Consider the following 19,132-nt stretch of genomic DNA (forward strand, 5'->3'; position numbering starts at 1 on the left):
ACAGGAGACGGAGAAATGCGCATCGCGCAGGTTGCCCCGCTGACAGAGGCTGTTCCCCCCAAGCTCTACGGCGGCACCGAACGGGTCGTGCACTGGCTGACCGAAGAACTTGTAACACTTGGACATGACGTGACGTTGTTCGCCAGTGGCGATTCCCAGACCTCCGCGAAACTCGATGCGACCTGGCCGAAGGCACTGCGGCTCGACGGCTCCGTCCGCGACCCCAATGCGCTGCACATGGTGATGCTGGAGCGTGTGCGGCAAAAGGCCGACGACGACGAATTCGACTTCCTGCATTTCCATCTCGACTACTATCCGTGGTCGGCATTCGCGCGGCAGCCGACGCCGTTCGTGACCACGCTACACGGACGGCTCGACCTGCCGGAGCACCAGCCCGTCTTCAACACCTTCTCCAAGATGCCGGTGATCTCGATCTCCAACGCTCAGCGGCGGCCGGTGCCGCAGGCGCACTGGGTGCGCACCATCCATCACGGCCTGCCGGAGAACTTGCTGACGCCGCAACCGGCCAAGCAATCCTATCTCGCCGTACTCGGGCGCATCGCGCCGGAGAAAGGCGTCGATCGCGCGATCAAGATCGCAACCCGCTGCGGTATCCCGCTGAAGATCGCAGCCAAAGTCGATCGCGCCGACCAGGAATATTACGACGAGTTGATCAAGCCGCTGATCACCAACAATCCGCTGATCGAGTTCATCGGCGAGATCAGCGACCGCGAGAAGCCGGATTTTCTCAGCGGCGCAATCGGGCTGCTGGTTCCAATCGACTGGCCGGAGCCGTTCGGCCTCGTGATGATCGAAGCGATGGCCTGCGGCACGCCCGTCATCGCCTATAACCGCGGTTCGGTGCCCGAGATCATCGAGGATGGCCTGACCGGCTTCATCGTCGAGGACGAGATCAGCGCGATCTCCTCGGTCGGCCGGCTTTCGACGCTCAACCGCGAAGCGATCCGCAAGCAGTTCGAGACCCGCTTCACCGCGCGCCGCATGGCGCTCGACTATCTCGCCGCCTATCGCAGCCTGATGGAAGCCAAGCCGCGCTTCAAGCTGGTGGCGAGCGCGGAATAGCCGTTGCAGCGGCCGATCGAATGATCTGGCGGGCCGGCCGGCACCCCTGTGCCGGGCCGGCGGGCCATTCGATTATCAATAATACCGCCGCATCCGGCGACAACTCCCATGCAGCGAACGCGCGTCGCGCGATTGCTGCGACGCACCAGTCGCAACGCGCTTCCCCCGCGACCCCGGCCGATATCGCCTTTGCGATTGCCGAATTACGTGTTCTTATGCGCCCCGCTTGAGCAAAAAATAATAAGCGCGCGGACGGAGCAACCGTGCCGCCGTCGCACAGGGGAACGCCATGACAGGGGACCGCAAGCCGTCGGCCATTAATAATGCCGCACCGACCAAGGCCTTACGGACAAAGCTGACCCGCCGCAAGTTCCTGGTCAAAACCGGCGGCGTGCTCGCGGCTGGCGCATTTGGCGCCATCCCGCTGCGCGGCTGGGCCGCCGACCCGATCAATATCGGCGCGCTCTATCCGAGCACCGGCAGCATGGCGCAGATCGGCGTCGGCTGCGTTGCAGCAGCCAAGCTCGCGGTCGACATGGTCAACGAGTCCGGCGGCATCAAGTCGCTCGGCGGCGCCAAGCTCAACCTCATCGTCTCCGACGTGCAGAGCGACACCACGGTGACGCGCACCGAGACCGACCGGCTCATCACCGGCAACAAGTTGTCGGCGATCCATGGCTGCTACGCCAGCGCGCTGACCTTGATCGCAAGCGAAGTCTGCGAGCGCGCCCGGGTTCCGATCATCACCGGATCGAGCTCCGACCAGCTCAACAAGGGACGCACCTACACGTTCACGCCGTTCGCGCGCGCCTCGCAATTCGCCAAGGCGCAGCTGCAGATGGCCAAGCTGGTCAGCGAGCAGCCCAAGGTCGCCGTCATCTTCGAGAACACCGCATTCGGCACCTCGACCTCGAATGGGCTAAAGGAGCTCGCGCCCGCCGAAGGCGTCGAGATCGTGATGTTCGAGCCCTACTCGGCCGGCTTCACCGACGCGAGCCCGCTGATCAACAAGGTCAAGGCCTCCGGCGCCAACGCGCTCTTCTCGCTGTCCTATCTCAACGACCTCATCCTGATCGTGCGCACGGTGAAGCAGGTCGGGCTCAACATCGCGATCAATGGCGGCTCGGGCGGCTTCGTGATGCCGGACTTCTACAAGAATGTCGGCAAGGCCGCCGAAGGCCTGCAGGGCGTGGCGCACTGGAACCACGACGTCAACGACGATGCGCAGAAGGTCAACGCCGAGTTCAAGAAGCGCACCGGCGAGTTCGCCTTCGAATATGCCGGCGGCCTGGTCGCGCAGACCTTCATGCTGGCCGACGCGCTGGAGCGAGCCGCCTCCGCCGATCCCAAGAAGGTGCGCGAAGCGCTCTCGACGCTCGACGTCTCCTCGGGCTACGCGGCGATGGCCCCGGGCGGCAAGGTGAAGTTCGGCCCCGACGGCAAGAACGTCTATGGCCGTCCGGTCGGCGTGCAGTGGCAGAACGCCGATCTCGCCAGCATCTTCCCCAAGGAAGACGCCCGCGCCCCGCTGATGAAGACCTGAACGGCGGTCGCATCGCATGTGGGAGACACTGGCCCAGGCTGTCATCAACGGCCTGCTCATCGGCGGCATCTACGCGCTGGTCAGCATCGGCGTCACGCTGATCTTCGGCGTGGTCAAGATCGTCAACTTCGCCCAGGGCGAGTTTGTGATGATCGGGATGTATATCTCGTTCTTCCTCGCCACCCAGTTCGGCATCGATCCGCTGGTCTCGCTGGTCGTCTCGATGCCGGTGCTGTTCCTCGCCGGCGTCCTGATCCAGCACTTCCTGATCCGCAGGGTGCTCGGGCCAAACGACATGCCGCAGATCTTCCTGACCTTTGCGCTGTCGCTGCTGCTGCTCAATCTCTCGCTGATGCTGTTCAGCGCCAATTACCGCACCGTCCATACCTCCTATTCGGATGAAGCGTGGCACATCGGCGAGCTGTACATTCCCGTGGCGAAGCTGATCGCCTTTGCGGTCGCGATGGCACTCAGCGGGCTGCTCTGGGTGTTCCTGCACACCACCGATCTCGGCCGCGCTATGCGCGCGGCGTCGCAGAACCGCGACGTCGCGATGCTGATGGGGATCAATCCGAACCGCGTGTTCGCGGTCGCGTTCGGCACCGCGCTGGCGCTCGCCGGTGCCGCCGGCTCGCTCTTGATGCCGTTCTATTCGGCCTATCCGTTCGTCGGCCAGGTGTTCGTGCTGATGGCGTTCGTCGCCGTCGTGATGGGTACGCTCGGCAATGTGATGGGCGCGCTGGTCGCGAGCCTGATGATGGGCGTGGCGGAATCGCTCGGCATCCAGTTCGTCGGCGCGGACTCTGGCTTGATCGTGGTGTTTTCGCTGCTGCTGTTGACGCTTGCCTTCAGGCCGAGCGGCCTCGGCGCCAGGAGGGGCCGCTGATGCAGACCTCAGGCAACATGAAATGGCTGTGGCTGGCGATCGGGGCCGTCGTCATGCTCGTCCTGCCCCAGCTCGTCACCTCGTCGTTCGCGATCGATATCTTCATCCGCATCCTGCTGTTCTCCTTCATCGGCGTCGCCTGGAACCTGATGGGCGGTTATGCCAAGCAGCTGTCGCTCGGGCACGCCGCCTATTTCGGGCTTGGCGCCTACACCTCGACCATCATGCAGGTGAACTACGGCGTCTCGCCCTGGATCGGGATGGTCGCGGGCGGCGGGGTCGCGATGCTGGCGAGCCTGCCGATCGGCTGGCTGTGCTTTCGCCTGCGCGGCCCCTATTTCACCATCGCCACCATCGCGACCGCCCAGGTGCTGATGCTGATCTTCCTCAAATTCCGCGATTTCGCCTGGGGCGCCGAAGGCACCACGATCCCGAACCTCGGCAGCGCCCCGCTGATGATGCAGTTCGAGGAGAAGTCGTCGTACTACTACGTCGTGCTGGGCTTGCTCGTGGTCGGCCTGTGGATCACACACCAAATCGAGAAATCCTGGATCGGCTACTACCTCGTCGCGATCGGCGAGGATGAGGATGCGGCCGAGGCGATCGGCGTCAACGCACCGAAGGTCAAACGCGACATCTACATGATCAGCGCGTTCCTGACCGCGCTCGCCGGCACCTTCTACACCCAGTACATCTACTTCATCGATCCCGCGACCGCGTTCAGCTTCAGCGTCTCAATCGAGGCCGCGCTGGTCTCGATCGTCGGCGGCATCGGCACATTGTGGGGCCCCGTGATCGGCACCGTGCTGCTGGAGACCACCTCCGCGCTGCTGCAAAGCTGGCTCGGCAGCTCGGTCGGCGGTATCCAGCTCACGGTCTACAGCCTGATCCTGATGGCGGTGATCCTGTGGCGGCCGACCGGGCTGATCGGGTTTGCGACCGACATCTACCACCGCACCATCCGGCGCAAGCCGGCACGCGCCTGAGGTCGTTGCGATGGCGGAAGCACTGGTCATCAAGAGTCTCAGCAAGCGCTTCGGCGGCCTGCGCGCGGTGCAGGACGTCAGCTTCACGGTGCAGGAGAACGAGACGGTTGCGCTGATCGGGCCGAACGGCGCGGGCAAGACCACGAGCTTTCATTTGATCACGGGATTTCATCGCCCAGACTCCGGCTCGGTGCTCGCCTTCGGTCACGAGGTCGTGGGCCTCAGGCCGCATGACGTCTGCGCACTCGGCCTTGCCCGCACCTTCCAGGTGGCGAAGCCGTTCGGCGCGATGACGGTGCTGGCCAACGTGATGACCGGCGCCTTTCTGCGCGACCGCCATGTCGCAGCCGCGCGCAACAAGGCGCTCGAGGCGATCGAGTTCGTCGGCCTCGGCGCCAAGGAACAGACGCCGGCCAAGGACCTCACCACCATCGACCAGCGCCGGCTGGAGATGGCCCGCGCGCTGGCGACGCAGCCACGGATCCTGCTGCTCGACGAGGTGATGGCCGGCCTCAACCCGGCCGAAATCGACCAGGCGGTCGCACTGGTTAAGAAACTCTCGGCGCGCGGCCTGACCATCGTGATCGTCGAGCACGTGATGCGCGCGATCATGGCGGTGGCCCGTCACATCGTGGTGCTCGACCACGGCCAGAAGATCGCCGAGGGCACGCCGAAGGAGATCGTGGAGAACCCGGAAGTGATCCGCGCCTATCTCGGCTCCTACGTGCATCCACCGGCGCAGGGCGACGCTCATGCTTGAGCTCTCCAGCGTCAGCGCCAGCTACGGCTCGGTCCCCGCCATCACCGACGTCAGCATTTCCATTGGCGAAGGCGAAGCCGTCGGCCTGCTGGGGGCCAACGGCGCCGGCAAGAGCACCACGCTGCGCGCCGTCTCCGGCCTCGTCAAACTGTTCGCAGGCAAGGTCACTTTCGATGGCGTCGACCTCGCGACGCTGCCGCCCTACCGGATTCCCGAACTCGGCATCGCGCACGTCCCGGAAGGCCGTCAGGTGTTTCCGGAAATGACCGTGCAGGAAAATCTCGAGATCGGCGCCTATACGCCGAAGGCAAAGGCGGATCGCGCACGCACGATGGAGCTCGTCTACAGCATCTTCCCGCGGCTTGCCGACCGCAGGAAGCAGCTCGCCGGCACCATGAGCGGCGGCGAGCAGCAGATGGTCGCCGTCGGCCGCGGCCTGATGCTGAAGCCGCGCCTGCTGATGCTGGACGAACCTTCGCTGGGCCTGGCGCCTGTCATGACCGACGTGACCTTCGAGAAGATCGGTGAGATCCACAAGATGGGCACCGCGATCCTCTTGGTCGAGCAGAATGTCAGCCGCGCGCTGTCGCTGGTGCAGCGCGCCTATGTGCTGGAAAGCGGCAATGTGATCATGCAGGGCTCGAGCGCCGAACTCGCCAACAACAAGCAAGTGCAGGCGGCGTATCTCGGGATTTGAGGCATCGTCCGCCAACCCGTCATCCTGAGGAGCGCGAAGCGCGTCTCGAAGGATGCACGGCCGGACCGTGGCCGTCGACCCTTCGAGACTCGTGCAAGAGCGCGCTTCTCAGAATAGCGGTTGTAATTCGGCACGTGGCTCTACGTCACCACCGTCCGCTTCGGCTCGACGATCGCGAACATCCGCGGGAATTCATCCATCAGCATCATCAACTCACCGAGCCGCGGCGGCTCGCCGGACGCTTTGATCTTGCCGGCGCCGACGGCTTCCGGGAACGTGGTCAGCTTGGCGATCACCTCATCCAGCACGCTGCGCGCCAGAGTGAAGCTCGCATGCGCATCGGCGGCCTGCGCGCCCTTGACGTAAGTCAGCGCCGAGTTCTCGAGATTGAGGATGAAGCTCTCGCCCGTGTCGGTAAAATTCCAGTTCAGCACGATCCGCTTGCCCTCGGCCTTGGGGCCGTTGAGGCGGATGCCGAGCACGTCCCAGAGCTGCTCGGTGCGGAGCGCAGCGAGCGTCTCGCGCGGCATCGGCGAGCGCGGCGGCGTCTTCGGCATGCCCTGCCGCAGCTCCTGGGCACCGAACAGATAAGCGTTGCGCCAGGTCGAGCTCTCGGCGGCATAGCCGAGTTGCTCGAACGTATCGGCCAGCAATGCGCGGGCCGCCTGGTTGTCGGGCTCGGCGAACACGAGGTGGCTGACGGCCTGCGCCACGAAGCGGAATTCACCCTTGGCGAAATCGGCGGTGGCGCGTTTAAGGATCGCGTCGGCGCCGCCCATATATTCCACATACTTCTTGCCGGCCTCGACCGGCGGCAAGGAATCGAGATTGACCGGATTGGCGTCGTACCAGCCGAGATACTTCTGATAGATCGCCTTCACATTGTGCCTGATGTGGCCGTAATAGCCGCGGCCGTGCCAGGCACCTTCGAGGCTCTGCGGCAACCGGATCGTCTCGGCAATCTCGGCCGCGTTCAGGCCGTGGTTCATCAGCCGGATGGTCTGGTCATGCGCGTATTTATACAGGTCCCGCTGCTGGCGGATCATGGTGTCGATCCGCTCCCGCCCCCACACCGGCCAATGATGCTGGCCGCACATCGCCTCGGCCTTGCCGCCCCACATCTGCAGCGCCTCGCCGAGATATTTCGACCAGGCCAGCGCATCACGCACATCGGCGCCGCGGAACGGCAACAGATTGTGGAAGTTGTGCGTGCAGTTCTCCGCGAGGTTCAAGAGCTTGTAGCGCGGAATGAAGAGATGCATCTCCGCCGGCGCTTCGCTGTTCGGCGCCATCTGGAACTCGAACTCGACGCCGTCGATCACGCGCTTGTCGCCAGTTGCGATGATCAGATCGGTCGGCCGCAGCAGCGCCACACCGCCCGCCGCCATGGTCTTGCCGAGACCGCAATCGACCTGGCCGCGCACGCCCTTGGCGAGGAACGGCCCGAACTGGTATTGCGCGCGGCGCAGCATCGCGGGACCTGCGATGATGTTCTCGGAGACGGCGTGCTCCATGAAGAAGTTCGGCGCGATGATCGGAACGCCCGCCGCCAGCATGGCGTCGTCGAGCACGCCGCGCGCGCCGCCCCAATGGTCGGTATGGGTATGGGTGAAGATCACGGCGGCGACCGGCCGTTTGCCGCGATGCTGGAAGTACAGTTCCATCGCGGCGCGCGCGCCCTCGATCGAGGTCAGTGTGTCGACCACGATGACGCCCTTGTCGCCCTCGATCAGTGTCATGTTGGCAATGTCGAGCCCGCGCACCTGGTAGACGCCCGGCACCACCTCGAACAGGCCGTGATGCATGTTGAGCCGCGACTGCCGCCACAGGCTTGGATCGACGGTCGCAGGCGCCTTCTCGTCGGAGAGGAAGCCGTAAGGCTCGAGGCTCCAGACCACCCTGCCCTGGGCCGAGGTGACGCGCGCGTTCTCGATGGTGCCGAGGAAGCCGCGCGCGGCGTCGTCGAAATCCCTGGTGTCGGCGAACGGCAGCGCTTTCAGCGTGGCTTCGTGCTGCGCGATGACCGGCGCGGACGCCGCCTTCGGAAGTTCATGCGACGTCTCACCTGCGGTTGTCTGGGTCATTACTCAAGCACTCCCTCGTTTGGCGAAGATCAGTCCCGGTCGCGGATTACTCAGCGGAATTGCACGCCTTCGAACTGGCCGTTGCGGCGCCAGCCATCGATGTATTTGAAGTAGGCCAACGCGCCCGCCGGATAGCCGACATTGAGCTTGGCGGCAGGCCCGGGCTCGCGTCCTTCATTGTTGTAGTAGCCGGGCGTGCAATCCGGCCCACCGATCATCCGGCCGACCGCGGTCAGCAGCAGCTCGACCCAGCGATCCTCGGCTTCCTTGCTGACTTCGATTTCCTTGAAGTCATTGTCCTGCGCATGAGCGACCATCAAGGCGATGGTCCGCGCCGCTTCCGTCAGGTTGTGCGGCACGTTGGAGATGAGGTTGGCGCCCTGGGTCGGCTGCACGAAGAACACGTTGGGGAAGCCATGCACGTGAATGCCGTGCTTGGTACGCATGCCGCCGGACCAATGCTCCGACAGCTTGATGCCGTCGCGGCCGGTCAGATCGAAGCCCGCGCGCCGGCGATATTCGGTCCCCACCTCGAAGCCAGACGCATAGATGATGCAATCGAGCTTGTATTCCTTGCCCGCGACGACGATCCCGTTCTCGGTGATCTCCTCGACACCCTTGCCGTCGGTATCGATCAAATGGGTGCCCGGCGTGTTGAACGCCTGAAGATAGGCGTCGTGGAAGCATGGTCGCTTGCAGAGTTGGCCGTACCAGGCCTTGAGGTTCTTGGCGGTCTCGCGATCACCGACGATGGTGTCGACCCGGTTGCGGATCTCCTCCATCTTCTCGAAGTCGGAGTCCTCGAACACCGCCCGCATGTTCTCCACGGTCCGCTGCTCGCGCGGCAGCAGCATGACCTTGGCGCGGATCCGTTTCGACAGGTCGGTCCAGCCGTCCTGCACCAGATCTTCCTCGGCCGATCCGCCGGCCTGGTTGGCGGTGAAATTCTCCAGCCAGCGCTGTTGCCAACCCGGCGTCGCGATATCGGCAAACCAGTCCGGATCGATCGGGCCGTTGCCGCGCACGTCGACCGACGATGGCGTGCGCTGGAACACGTAGAGCTCCTTGCAGGCACGCGCGAGGTGCGGAATGCACTGCACCGACGTTGCGCCGGTGCCAATGATGCCGACGCGCTTGTCGGCAAGCTTCGTCATCAACCCGCCCTGAGGGTTTCCACCGGTGTAGTCGTAGTCCCAGCGGCTGGTGTGGAACGAGTGACCCTTGAAGCGCCCGATGCCGGGAATGCCGGGCAATTTCGGCACATGCAGCGGGCCGGTGCCGATGCCGACATATTGCGCGGTGAAGGCGTCACCCCTTGTGGTGCGGACGATCCAGCGCGATTGCGCCGCGTCCCAGTCGAGGCTCGTCACCTCGGTGTGAAACAGCGCGTTGTCGTAGAGATTGAACTGCCGCCCGATCCGCTGGCAGTGCGTCAGGATTTCCGGCGCATGCGCGTATTTCTCCGTCGGCATGTGGCTGGTCTCTTCGAGCAGCGGCATATAGACCATCGACGCGGTGTCGCACTGCGCGCCCGGATACCGGTTCCAGTACCAGGTGCCGCCGAAATCGCCGCCCTTCTCGACGATGCGGACATCCTTCACCCCGGCCTCGGTCAGCCGCGCCGCGGTGGCGAGGCCGGCAAAGCCGCCGCCGATGAAGGCGAAGGTGACGTGGTCGGTCTTCGGCGCGCGCTCCACCACCGGCGTATAGGGATCGTCGAGATAATGCGCGAGCTGACCCTTGATCTGCAGATACTGGTCATTGCCGTCAGGACGCAGCCGCTTGTTGCGCTCCTCCCGATATTTCAGGCGCAGCCGCTCCTTGTCGATCGCGGCGGGCTTTGCGTCTCGGGCTTGCTCGGTCATCGTCATCGGAAGGGCGCCTCGTTTCAGGAAGATTTAGTGGACACTCTAGCGCCGCTCAGGCGGGATGTGCAGCAAGATAGGGCGAATTGGCGATCGACCAGTCCGGCATCGGCTCCATCCGGAAGATCTGCCGCAGATGCACCTCGTCGGGCCCGTCGCCTATCCGCAGCAGCCGTCCCCACGCCAGCGCCTGGTGGATCGGCGTATCGTCGGAGCCGCCCATCGCACCGAACACCTGCATCGCGCGGTCGGCGATCTTTTGCAGCATCGCGGGCACCGCGACCTTGATCAGCGAGACGTCGCGCCAGGCGCCGTGATGGCCGGCCTGATCGAGCCGCCAGGCGCAGCGCCAAGCGAGCAGCCGCGCCTGCTCCAGCTCGACGCGGGCTTCGGCGATCCAGCGCTGGACGGTATCGTACTGGATCACGGTGCGCCCGAATGCGCTGCGCTCCGCGGCGCGCGCCATCATCAACTCGATCATCAGCTCGCAGAGCCCGATCGAGCGCATGCAATGGTGGATGCGCGCCGGTCCGAGCCGGATCTGGGCGACCTTGAAACCCTCGCCCTCGGCACCGAGCAGATTCTCCGCCGGCACGCGCACATTGTCGAACACCAGCTCGCCGATCGGCGCTGTATGATCTTCGCAACCCATCCAGCGCAGCCGCCGCACGAGCCGCACGCCGGGCGTATCCATCGGCACGATGATGCAGGAATGCCGGCTGGTGCGCTCGGCGCCGGCATCGGTCACGCCCATCACGATCAGGAAGCTGCAGCGCGGATGCGCGGCACCGGTGATGAACCATTTGCGGCCGTTGATGATGTAGTGGTCGCCGTCGCGCACCATCCGCGTTGCGATGTTGGTGGCGTCGGACGAGGCGACATCCGGCTCGGTCATGCCGAAGGCGGAGCGCGTCTCGGCGTTGAGCAGCGGCGTCAGCCAGCGCTTCTTCTGCTCAGCGGTCGCGCAGGCCTGCAACGCGATCATGTTCGGCACGTCGGGCGCCTGGCAGTTGAACACCTCCGGCGCCCAGAACAGCCGGCCCATGATCTCCGCCAACGGCGCGTAGTCGAGATTGGAGAGGCGCGTGCCCGGCTCATCGTCCGCCAGTTCGGGCAGACCGAGATTCCACAGGCCCGCCGCGCGCGCCTGTTGCTGCAGCTTGGCCATGAAGGGCGGCGTGTCGCTGTGCACGCGGACATGGTCGAGCCAGTCGCGATGGCGCGGCAGCACCGCCTTCTCGAAGAAGGCCAACAGATCTTTCCGCCACCGCTCCGATCGTTCGGACAGATCGAAATCCATGCCGCCTCCCGTCTCTTGGAGGAGAGATAAACCTATCTCGAAACGATTTGCAAATTCATTTCGATATGTTGACAAATCTGTCTATTTGAGACCATTATTTCGTATGGCGGCATTGTCCTCTCTCGAATCCCAGGCGGATCCCTCCTTTGCGACCACGCTGGCGCACGGGCTCGATCTGTTGGCCGCCTTCCGCAACCACACCGGCCCGCTCTCCAATGCGGAGCTTGCCGAGCACACCGGGCTGTCGCGGCCGACCGTCTCGCGCCTGAGCTACACGCTGGAGCAGCTCGGCTATCTCAGGCGCGACGCCAAGGGCCGCTTCGTGCTCGGACTCGGCGTGCTCGCCGCAGCCTATCCGGTGCTGTCGTCGCTGAAGGTCCGTCAGCTCGCGCGTCCGTTGATGCGCGACTTCGCCGCCTATACCGGCGGCACGGTGTCGATCGCGATGCCGTTCGGGCTCGACTTCATCTATGTCGAAACGCTGCGCACGACGGACGCGGTGCCGCACGTGCCCGATGTCGGCTTTGTCTCGTCGCTGGCGCCGACTGCGGTCGGGCGCGCGCTGCTGTCGCTGTTCACGGAGGACGAACGCGATGCCTATGTCGCACGCGTGAAAGCCGAGCGCCCCGAGGAGCTCGACTATGTCGAACGGCGCACGCTGCCGGACATCGAGCTCTGCAACGAGCGCGGCTTCGCGGTCTCGCTCGGCGAATGGCGGCGCGAGATCTTCGGCGTCGCCGCCCCGCTCTATCGCACGCCCACCGGCGAGTGCCTGTCGGTCAATTGCGGCATCCCCTCGTTCCGCTTCAGCGCCGAGCAGATCGAGCGCGAATGCGGGCCGCGCATGCTCGGGCTCGCCCGCAGCATCCGCTCGCTGGTGGCCAACGACTAGGGCATGATCCGGAAAAGTGTGAAGCGGTTTTTCGGAGAGATCATGCACTAAAAGTACGCATCGCGCAGACGATGCGGCAGATATGGGGAGGGAGACATGCGCGGCATCGCAACCGCCGTTCGACTGCTCGCGACCATCGCATCCGTCCTGCTGGTTAGCGCCGGCGCCAACGCGCAAGACAATTATCCGAACCGGCCGATCCACATCATCGTGCCCTACCCTGCCGGCGGCATCGTCGATATCGTCGCGCGCGCGGTGACCGAGCAGGTCGGCCGCGACTGGAAGCAGACCGTCGTGGTGGAGGCGCGGCCCGGCGGCAACAGCAATATCGGCACCGCGGCCGTCGCGCGGAGCGAGCCGGACGGCTACACCTGGGTCGTCACCGGCCCCGCTCTGCTGGTCAACCCGGATCTCTACAAGGACGCCGGCTGGAACGCGGCAAGGGACTTCAGGTGTGTCGGCCTCGCGGTCTGGAATCAAAGCGTGGCGCTGGTGCACCCGTCGATGCCGGTGAAGAGCATCGGCGAATTCGTCGAGCTGGCCCGCAAGCAGCCCGGACAGTTCAATTTCGGCAATCCCGGCACCGGATCGTCGATCGACCTCAGCGCCCAGAAACTGTTTCAGGCCGCCGGCATCAAGCTGACCAATGTCGGCTACAAGGGCCAGCCGCAGGCGCTGATCGACCTGATCACCAACCTGATGCATTTCGAGATCGTCTCGCTCGAACTTGCGCTGCCGCACATCAAGGCCGGCAGCGTCAAGCCTCTCGCGGTCTTCACCGACAAGCGCGTCCCCGACCTGCCCGACGTCCCGACGATCGCGGAAGCCGGCTTTGCCGAAGCCGCCTACGTTCCCTGGTACGGCATCTACGTGCCGGCCGCGACACCGGCGCCGCTGCTTGCGAAGATCAATGCGGCGATCAACAAGGCATTGCAGAATCCCGACGTGCAGCGCCAGTTGTCGCTCGCCAATATTCCGGGCAAGCCGATGTCGCTCGATGAGCTCGCCGCGCTGATGAAGGCCGATCAGCAGAAGCTGACAACCGTGATCAAGACCTCGGGAATGGCGTTGCAGTAGGTTTCTGATTCAACTGTCAAACTGGTTTGACCGGGCGATCCTGTATTTCAGAGACAGCCGCCGTTGAATCGATAAGCCACAGCGTACTGGATCGCCCGCCTTTGCGGGAGCGGCCCCACAGTTCCCCCAGGCGTCGTCCCGGCGAAGGCCGGGACCCATACGCCGCGGCGGACGTTGCGAGCGGGACTTGTCGTACCGGCGTTGCGCAACAAGCAGTATCGGTGGTTATGGGTTCCGGCCTTCCGGGACGACACTGAATTTGTTGCGCCACTACGCCCACCCTCACCTGCAAACCTACCGACGCGCCTCCCGACAAGGCCGCTTCGCATACGCATCATGCAGCGGCGCGGCTGGGGAACGGGATGGCGGCGTAGTACATGCGGCCCTGGAGACATTTTCAGGCATGCTCGAGAAGACCCCGATATCAGGCGCGGCAGCGGCGCCGATCGCTGATGGATTGCCGGATGGATTGCCTTGGGAACGGCGACGCTGGGCGGTGGCCGCGATCTTCACGGCGCTGGCGATGGCCTCGCTCGATACCGCGATCGCCAACATCGCGCTGCCCGCGATCGCCAGCGATCTGCATGTCAGCCCTGCCGAAGTGGTCTGGGTCGTCAACGTCTACCAGATCGCCCTGGTCGCGACGCTGCTGCCGCTCGGCGCGCTCGGCGAAATCGTCGGCCACCAGCGGATCTACATCGGCGGCCTCCTGCTGTTCACATTGGCGTCACTCGGCTGCGCGCTGGCGTGGTCGCTGCCGAGCCTCTTGGTCGCGCGCACCTTGCAGGGGCTTGGCGCCAGCGGCCTGATGAGCGTCAACACCGCGCTGGTCCGCTTCGTCTATCCGAGCCGGATGCTCGGCCGCGGCTTCGGCCACAATGCGCTCGTGGTCGCGAGCGCCATGTCACTCGGGCCGACCATCGCTTCCGGCATCCTCGCTCTCGGCCCGTGGCCCTGGCTGTTCGCCGTCAACATTCCCTTCGGCATCGTCGCGTTGCTGATCGGCATGAAGACGCTGCCGAAGACGCCGCGCGCCACCCACGCCTTCGACTTCGTCGGTGCGGCGCTGGCCTGCGCCTGCCTCGGGCTCTTCATCATCAGCATCGGCAGCGCCGCCCACAAGGCGGCGCCTGCTCTCGTCATCTCGGAGTTCGCCGGCGCCCTCCTGTTCGGCTGGATCCTGACCCGGCGGCATGCCGATCATCCGGCGCCAATGCTGCCGATCGACCTGTTCCGCCGTCCGATCTTCGCGCTGTCGGCCGCGACCGCCGTCTGCTCATTTGCTGTGCAGGGCCTCGCCTTCGTATCGCTGCCGTTCTACTTCGAGGACATTCTGCACCGCTCGCAGGTCGAGACCGGCTTCTTCATGACGCCCTGGCCGCTGGTGGTCGCCTTCATGGCGCCGATCGGCGGCCGGCTGTCGGATCGCTATCCGGCCGGTATCCTCGGCGGCATCGGCATGCTGCTGCTGGGCCTTGGCATGGTGCTGCTCGCGACCCTGCCGGCCGAGCCTGGCATCGCCAACATCGCCTGGCGCACCATGATCTGCGGCATCGGTTTCGGCTTCTTCCAGACCCCCAACATGAAGGCGATCATGTCGAGCGCGCCGTCGCATCGCAGCGGCAGCGCCAGCAGCATCGTTGCGACCGCACGGCTGACCGGGCAGACCACCGGCGCTGCGCTGGCTGCGCTCTGCTTTGCATTGGCCGATCGCGAGGGCGCCACCGTCGCCCTGGCGCTGGGTGCGGGATTTGCCGCGCTCGGCAGCGTCATGAGCTTCCTGCGGTTAGCCGTCGCTTCGCCGCAAAAGACATGACAGGCATGTTGCGCGCGCGGGGCGCGACCAAACACCGCGCCGTCAACTTTCTTCCGCGCTGCAAACGCGGTTTCTTGATTTGAACCGTTCCAGTTTCAAGGCCAACATCGTCCCGAAGTCCGATCGGAGGATCGGACCATTCAGGGGATCGCGATGGCAAACCTCAAAATCAACGGCAAGACAATCAATGTGGACGTCGAGGACGACACGCCACTGCTGTGGGCTATCAGAGAGAATGTTGGACTGACGGGGACCAAATACGGCTGCGGCATTGCACAATGCGGTGCCTGCACCGTGCATATCGACGGCGTCGCGATGCGCTCCTGCGGCGTGACGGTGCGCGAAGTGGCCGGCAAGGACATCACCACCATCGAGGGCCTCGCGGCGGGCGGCGTGATGCACAAGGTGCAGCTCGCCTGGATCGCGAACGACGTGCCGCAATGTGGCTATTGCCAGAGCGGCATGATCATGGCCGTCGCGGCGTTGTTGAAAGAAAACCCGAAGCCGACCGACGACGACATCAACGACGCCATCACCAATATCTGCCGCTGCGGGACCTTCCAGCAGGTGCGCGAGGCGATCCATGCTGCCGCGAACGCATGAGGAGGCAGCCATGAATCTGCAATTCAACCAGCACGTCATGCCAAAACTTAATCGCCGCGCCTTCGTGATCGGCACGGCAACCGCCGGCGCCGGTCTTGCGCTCGGCCTCGATCTGCCGTTCGGCGGCCCCTCCGTGGTGCGCGCAGCCGACGGCGCGCCTGAAGTTAATGCCTGGGTCGTGATCCGGCCCGACGACACCGTGGTGATCCGCATCGCCCGCTCCGAGATGGGCCAGGGCACGCTCACCGGCCTCGCCCAGCTCGTCGCCGAAGAACTGGAATGCGATTGGTCGAAGGTCACGACCGAATTCCCGACGCCCGGCCAGAGCGTCGCCCGCAAGCGCGCCTGGGGCGATTTCTCCACCGGCGGCAGCCGCGGCATCCGTAGTTCGCAGGACTATGTCCGCAAGGGCGGCGCCGCCGCACGTGTGATGCTGATCCAGGCCGCGGCCAATGAGTGGAAGGTGCCGGCCTCGGAGTGCAAGGCCGCGAACAGCGTCATCACCCACACGCCGTCGGGCAAGACGACGACCTACGGCAAGGTGGCGGAAGCCGCCGCCAGGCTCGAGCCGCCGGCCGACGTCAAGCTGAAGGATCCGAAGGACTGGACCATCGCCGGCAAGGGCCTGAAGCGGCTCGACACCGTCGACAAGACCACCGGCAAGATGACCTATGGCATCGACGTCAAGCTGCCTGGCATGCTGAACGCCGCGATCAAGGACTGCCCGGTGTTCGGCGGCAAGGTGAAGAGCTTTGACGAAGCCAAGATCGCCGGCATGAAGGGCGTCAAGAAGGTGGTGCCGGTCGGCGACAGCGCCGTTGCCGTCGTCGCCGACACCTGGTGGCACGCCAAGACCGCGCTGGATGCACTGCCGATCGTCTGGGATGAAGGCGACAATGCAAAGGTCTCCAGCGAGACGATAGCGAAGTGGCTCGCCGAAGGCCTCGACAATGCGCAGCCGGCCTACATCGGCAACCAGAACGGCGATGCAAAGGCGGCCATCGCCGGCGCGGCCAAGAAGGTGGAGGCGGTCTACAGCTATCCCTACCAGAACCACGCCACGATGGAGCCGATGAACGCCACCGTGCTCTACACGCCTGACAAATGCGAGGTGTGGTGCGGCACGCAGAATGGAGAGGCGGCATTCGCGGCGGCGCTCGAGGCCTCCGGCCTGCCGGCGGAGAAGGTCGACGTGCACAAGCTGATGCTCGGCGGCGGCTTCGGCCGGCGCGGCATGACCGACTATGTGCGGCAGGCGGTCGCGATCGCCAAGCAGATGCCGGGCACGCCGATCAAGCTGTTGTGGTCGCGCGAAGAGGACATGCAACACGGCAAGTACCACCCGATCACGCAGTGCAAGCTGACCGGCGCGTTCGATGCCGACAACAATCTGGTCGCGCTGCATTACCGGCTGTCGGGGCAGTCGATCCTGTTCTCGGTGCGCCCGGAAGCGCTGCAGAACGGCATGGACCCTGCCGCGTTCCAGGGCGTCGCGCAATCCGGCGAGGCCGCGATCGGCTATTCGGTGCCGAATTTGCTGGTCGAGCATGCGATGCGCAACCCGCACGTCCCGCCGGGCTTCTGGCGCGGCGTCAACGTCAATCACAACGCGATCTACCTGGAATGCTTCATGGACGAGCTGGCCCAGGCTGTCGGCCAGGACCCGCTCGAATTCCGCCGCAAGCTGATGGGCAAGCACCCCAAGCATCTCGCCGTGCTCAACGCCGTGGCCGAGAAGATCGGCTGGGGCACGCCGGCGCCGCAGGGCGTCTATCGCGGCATCGCGCAGGTGATGGGCTATGGCAGCTATGTTGCCGGCGCCGCCGAGATCTCGGTGACCGACGGCAGCAAGATCAAGGTGCATCGCATCGTCGCCTCCACCGACCCCGGCTATGTCGTCAATCCGGCGCAGGTGGAGCGGCAGATCGCGGGCTCCTTCGTCTACGGCCTGAGCGCACTGTTCTACGGCGGCTGCACCGTGAAGGACGGCCGCATCGAGCAGACCAATTTCGACACCTACAACTCGATGCGCATCAACGAAATGCCGAAGGTGGAGTCGGTGATGGTGCCGAGCGGCGGGTTCTGGGGCGGCGTCGGCGAGCCGACCATCGGCGTTGCGGCGCCGGCGGTGCTCAACGCCTATTTCGCCGCGACGGGAAAGCGCATCCGCAGCTTCCCCCTGCGCAACCAGAACATCTCCTTCGCCTGATCAAACCGGAAGCGGCGGCCCGACCGCCGCTTCCTTTTTCGGATTCACTTGCATGGCCGTCACGCGTCATCCGACGCGCAGGGAAGTCGTCCGTGGCGCCGCTGCCGTCGCAGCGGCGGCACTGGCGCGTCCGTCGCTGGCACAGGGCACACCGCACATCGCGGTGATCGGCGGCGGTTTTGGCGGCGCGGCCTGCGCGCGGGCGCTGCGGCGGCTCGATGCCAAGCTTCGGATCACGCTGATCGAGCCGAACAAGACCTTCACCGCCTGCCCATTCAGCAACGAGGTGATCGCAGGCCTGCGTGAACTCTCCGCGCAGCAGTTCAGCTACGACAGGGTCGCAGCCGACGGCATCACGGTCGCCGCCCAGGCGGCCATCAAGGTCGATGCGCAGGCGCGCACCATCGCGCTCTCCGATGGCACAACGCTCTCCTATGACCGGCTCGTGCTCGCCCCCGGCATCGACATGCACTTCGATGCCCTGCCCGGCTACGACGAGGCGGCCGCCGAGAAGATGCCGCATGCCTGGAAGGCCGGCGCGCAGACCTTGCTGCTGCGCAAGGAGCTTGAAGCCATGGATGATGGCGGCCTGGTCGTGATCGCGGTGCCGGCCGCGCCCCTACGCTGTCCACCGGCGCCTTACGAGCGCGCAAGCCTGATCGCGCATTACCTCAAGGCCAAGAAGCCGAAGTCGAAGATCCTGGTGCTTGACGCCAAGGACAATTACTCGCAACAGAAGCTGTTCGAGAAGGCGTGGGCGGAACTCTATCCCGGCATGATCGAGCGGATCGCGCTGTCGCAAGGCGGCCGGGTAACGTCGGTCGTTCCGGCGACCAACGAGATCGTCACCGACTTCGGCAACTACACTGCCGCGGTCGCCAATGTGATCCCGCCGCAAAGGGCTGGCCGCATTGCTGAGATCGCTGGTGCCGCCGACCATACCGGCTGGTGCCCGATCGATCCGGTCAGCTTTGCCTCGAAGCTCGTGCCCAATATCCACGTCATCGGCGATGCAGCGATCGCCGGCGGCATTCCGAAATCCGCCTCGGCGGCGGCAGCGCAAGGCCGGGCTTGTGCAGCCGCGATCGTCAACTCGCTTGCAGACAAGGCGCCGCAGACGCCGCGGCTGGACGGCGCTTGCTACAACACCGTGGCGCCGGGCTACGCGTTCTCATTGAAAGGCATCTATCAGCCCAAGGAGGATCAGTACGCCGAGGCCGATGTGACGACGAGCCCGGTCGACGCGCCGCGCGAGGTACGCCAGCGCGAGGCCGACCAGGCGCTCGACTGGTTCAGGACGATTACGGGAAATGCCTTTGGCTAGGCTCGCT

15 protein-coding genes are annotated in these 19,132 nt (G+C 65.0%); 12 read left to right on the forward strand and 3 right to left on the reverse strand.

From position 1 onward, the window contains the following. The first annotated feature begins 15 nt into the window (after window positions 1–15). The 6 genes from HAP47_RS29690 (at window position 16) to HAP47_RS29715 (ending at window position 5,955) form a co-directional block, all read left to right on the forward strand. The gene (locus tag HAP47_RS29690; protein WP_173641537.1) at window positions 16–1,083 is read left to right on the forward strand and encodes a glycosyltransferase family 4 protein; all 1,068 of its coding nucleotides are present in this window, start codon (window positions 16–18) and stop codon (window positions 1,081–1,083) included. Window positions 1,084–1,372: 289 nt separating this feature from the next. Beyond that, on the forward strand, window positions 1,373–2,626 hold the full coding sequence (locus tag HAP47_RS29695; RefSeq protein WP_173641536.1) for an ABC transporter substrate-binding protein: 1,254 nt from the start codon (window positions 1,373–1,375) through the stop codon (window positions 2,624–2,626). Window positions 2,627–2,642: 16 nt separating this feature from the next. Next, window positions 2,643–3,512 carry a branched-chain amino acid ABC transporter permease gene (locus HAP47_RS29700; protein ID WP_173641535.1) on the forward strand — a complete coding sequence of 290 codons (870 nt, stop codon included), beginning with the start codon at window positions 2,643–2,645 and terminating at the stop codon, window positions 3,510–3,512. After that, window positions 3,512–4,498: a branched-chain amino acid ABC transporter permease gene (locus HAP47_RS29705; protein ID WP_173641534.1), complete on the forward strand. Its 987-nt coding sequence runs from the start codon at window positions 3,512–3,514 to the stop codon at window positions 4,496–4,498. The genes HAP47_RS29700 and HAP47_RS29705 overlap by 1 nt, the downstream gene beginning before the upstream one ends. 10 nt (window positions 4,499–4,508) lie before the next feature. Further along, window positions 4,509–5,258 (forward strand): ABC transporter ATP-binding protein, encoded by a 750-nt coding sequence (locus HAP47_RS29710; protein WP_173641533.1) that lies wholly within the window; start codon window positions 4,509–4,511, stop codon window positions 5,256–5,258. Then, on the forward strand, window positions 5,251–5,955 hold the full coding sequence (locus HAP47_RS29715; RefSeq protein ID WP_173641532.1) for an ABC transporter ATP-binding protein: 705 nt from the start codon (window positions 5,251–5,253) through the stop codon (window positions 5,953–5,955). The genes HAP47_RS29710 and HAP47_RS29715 overlap by 8 nt, the downstream gene beginning before the upstream one ends. Before the next feature lie 140 nt (window positions 5,956–6,095). Here the strand turns inward: HAP47_RS29715 and HAP47_RS29720 are convergent, their stop codons facing one another. From HAP47_RS29720 to HAP47_RS29730, 3 genes are read right to left on the reverse strand one after another with little or no spacing between them, the layout of a single operon-like run. Beyond that, window positions 6,096–8,039 (reverse strand): alkyl/aryl-sulfatase, encoded by a 1,944-nt coding sequence (locus HAP47_RS29720; RefSeq protein WP_173641531.1) that lies wholly within the window; start codon window positions 8,037–8,039, stop codon window positions 6,096–6,098. Between the two features lie 50 nt (window positions 8,040–8,089). Next, window positions 8,090–9,910: a flavin-containing monooxygenase gene (locus tag HAP47_RS29725; protein WP_173641530.1), complete on the reverse strand. Its 1,821-nt coding sequence runs from the start codon at window positions 9,908–9,910 to the stop codon at window positions 8,090–8,092. Window positions 9,911–9,959: 49 nt separating this feature from the next. Beyond that, entirely contained in the window at window positions 9,960–11,204 is a 1,245-nt protein-coding gene (locus HAP47_RS29730) for an acyl-CoA dehydrogenase family protein (RefSeq protein WP_173641529.1), read from the reverse strand. Between the two features lie 103 nt (window positions 11,205–11,307). On the opposite strand from HAP47_RS29730, the gene HAP47_RS29735 reads away from it, so the two are divergent. The 6 genes from HAP47_RS29735 (at window position 11,308) to HAP47_RS29760 (ending at window position 19,125) form a co-directional block, all read left to right on the forward strand. After that, window positions 11,308–12,096: an IclR family transcriptional regulator gene (locus HAP47_RS29735; RefSeq protein WP_173641528.1), complete on the forward strand. Its 789-nt coding sequence runs from the start codon at window positions 11,308–11,310 to the stop codon at window positions 12,094–12,096. Between the two features lie 96 nt (window positions 12,097–12,192). After that, the gene (locus HAP47_RS29740) at window positions 12,193–13,173 is read left to right on the forward strand and encodes a Bug family tripartite tricarboxylate transporter substrate binding protein (RefSeq protein ID WP_173641527.1); all 981 of its coding nucleotides are present in this window, start codon (window positions 12,193–12,195) and stop codon (window positions 13,171–13,173) included. A gap of 403 nt (window positions 13,174–13,576) precedes the next feature. Next, a complete protein-coding gene (locus tag HAP47_RS29745; RefSeq protein WP_173641526.1) occupies window positions 13,577–14,989 on the forward strand; it encodes an MFS transporter in 1,413 nt (470 codons plus the stop codon). Window positions 14,990–15,142: 153 nt separating this feature from the next. Next, window positions 15,143–15,592 (forward strand): (2Fe-2S)-binding protein, encoded by a 450-nt coding sequence (locus HAP47_RS29750; RefSeq protein ID WP_092124908.1) that lies wholly within the window; start codon window positions 15,143–15,145, stop codon window positions 15,590–15,592. A 10-nt stretch (window positions 15,593–15,602) separates the two neighbouring features. Beyond that, complete coding sequence (locus HAP47_RS29755) at window positions 15,603–17,801, forward strand: xanthine dehydrogenase family protein molybdopterin-binding subunit (protein ID WP_173641525.1); 2,199 nt, start codon at window positions 15,603–15,605, stop codon at window positions 17,799–17,801. Between the two features lie 52 nt (window positions 17,802–17,853). Next, a complete protein-coding gene (locus HAP47_RS29760; protein WP_173641524.1) occupies window positions 17,854–19,125 on the forward strand; it encodes an NAD(P)/FAD-dependent oxidoreductase in 1,272 nt (423 codons plus the stop codon). The last annotated feature ends 7 nt before the right edge of the window (window positions 19,126–19,132 follow it).

Origin of the sequence: Bradyrhizobium sp. 41S5, from assembly GCF_011516665.3 — a bacterium.
Taxonomy (GTDB): Bacteria; Pseudomonadota; Alphaproteobacteria; order Rhizobiales; family Xanthobacteraceae; genus Bradyrhizobium; species Bradyrhizobium quebecense.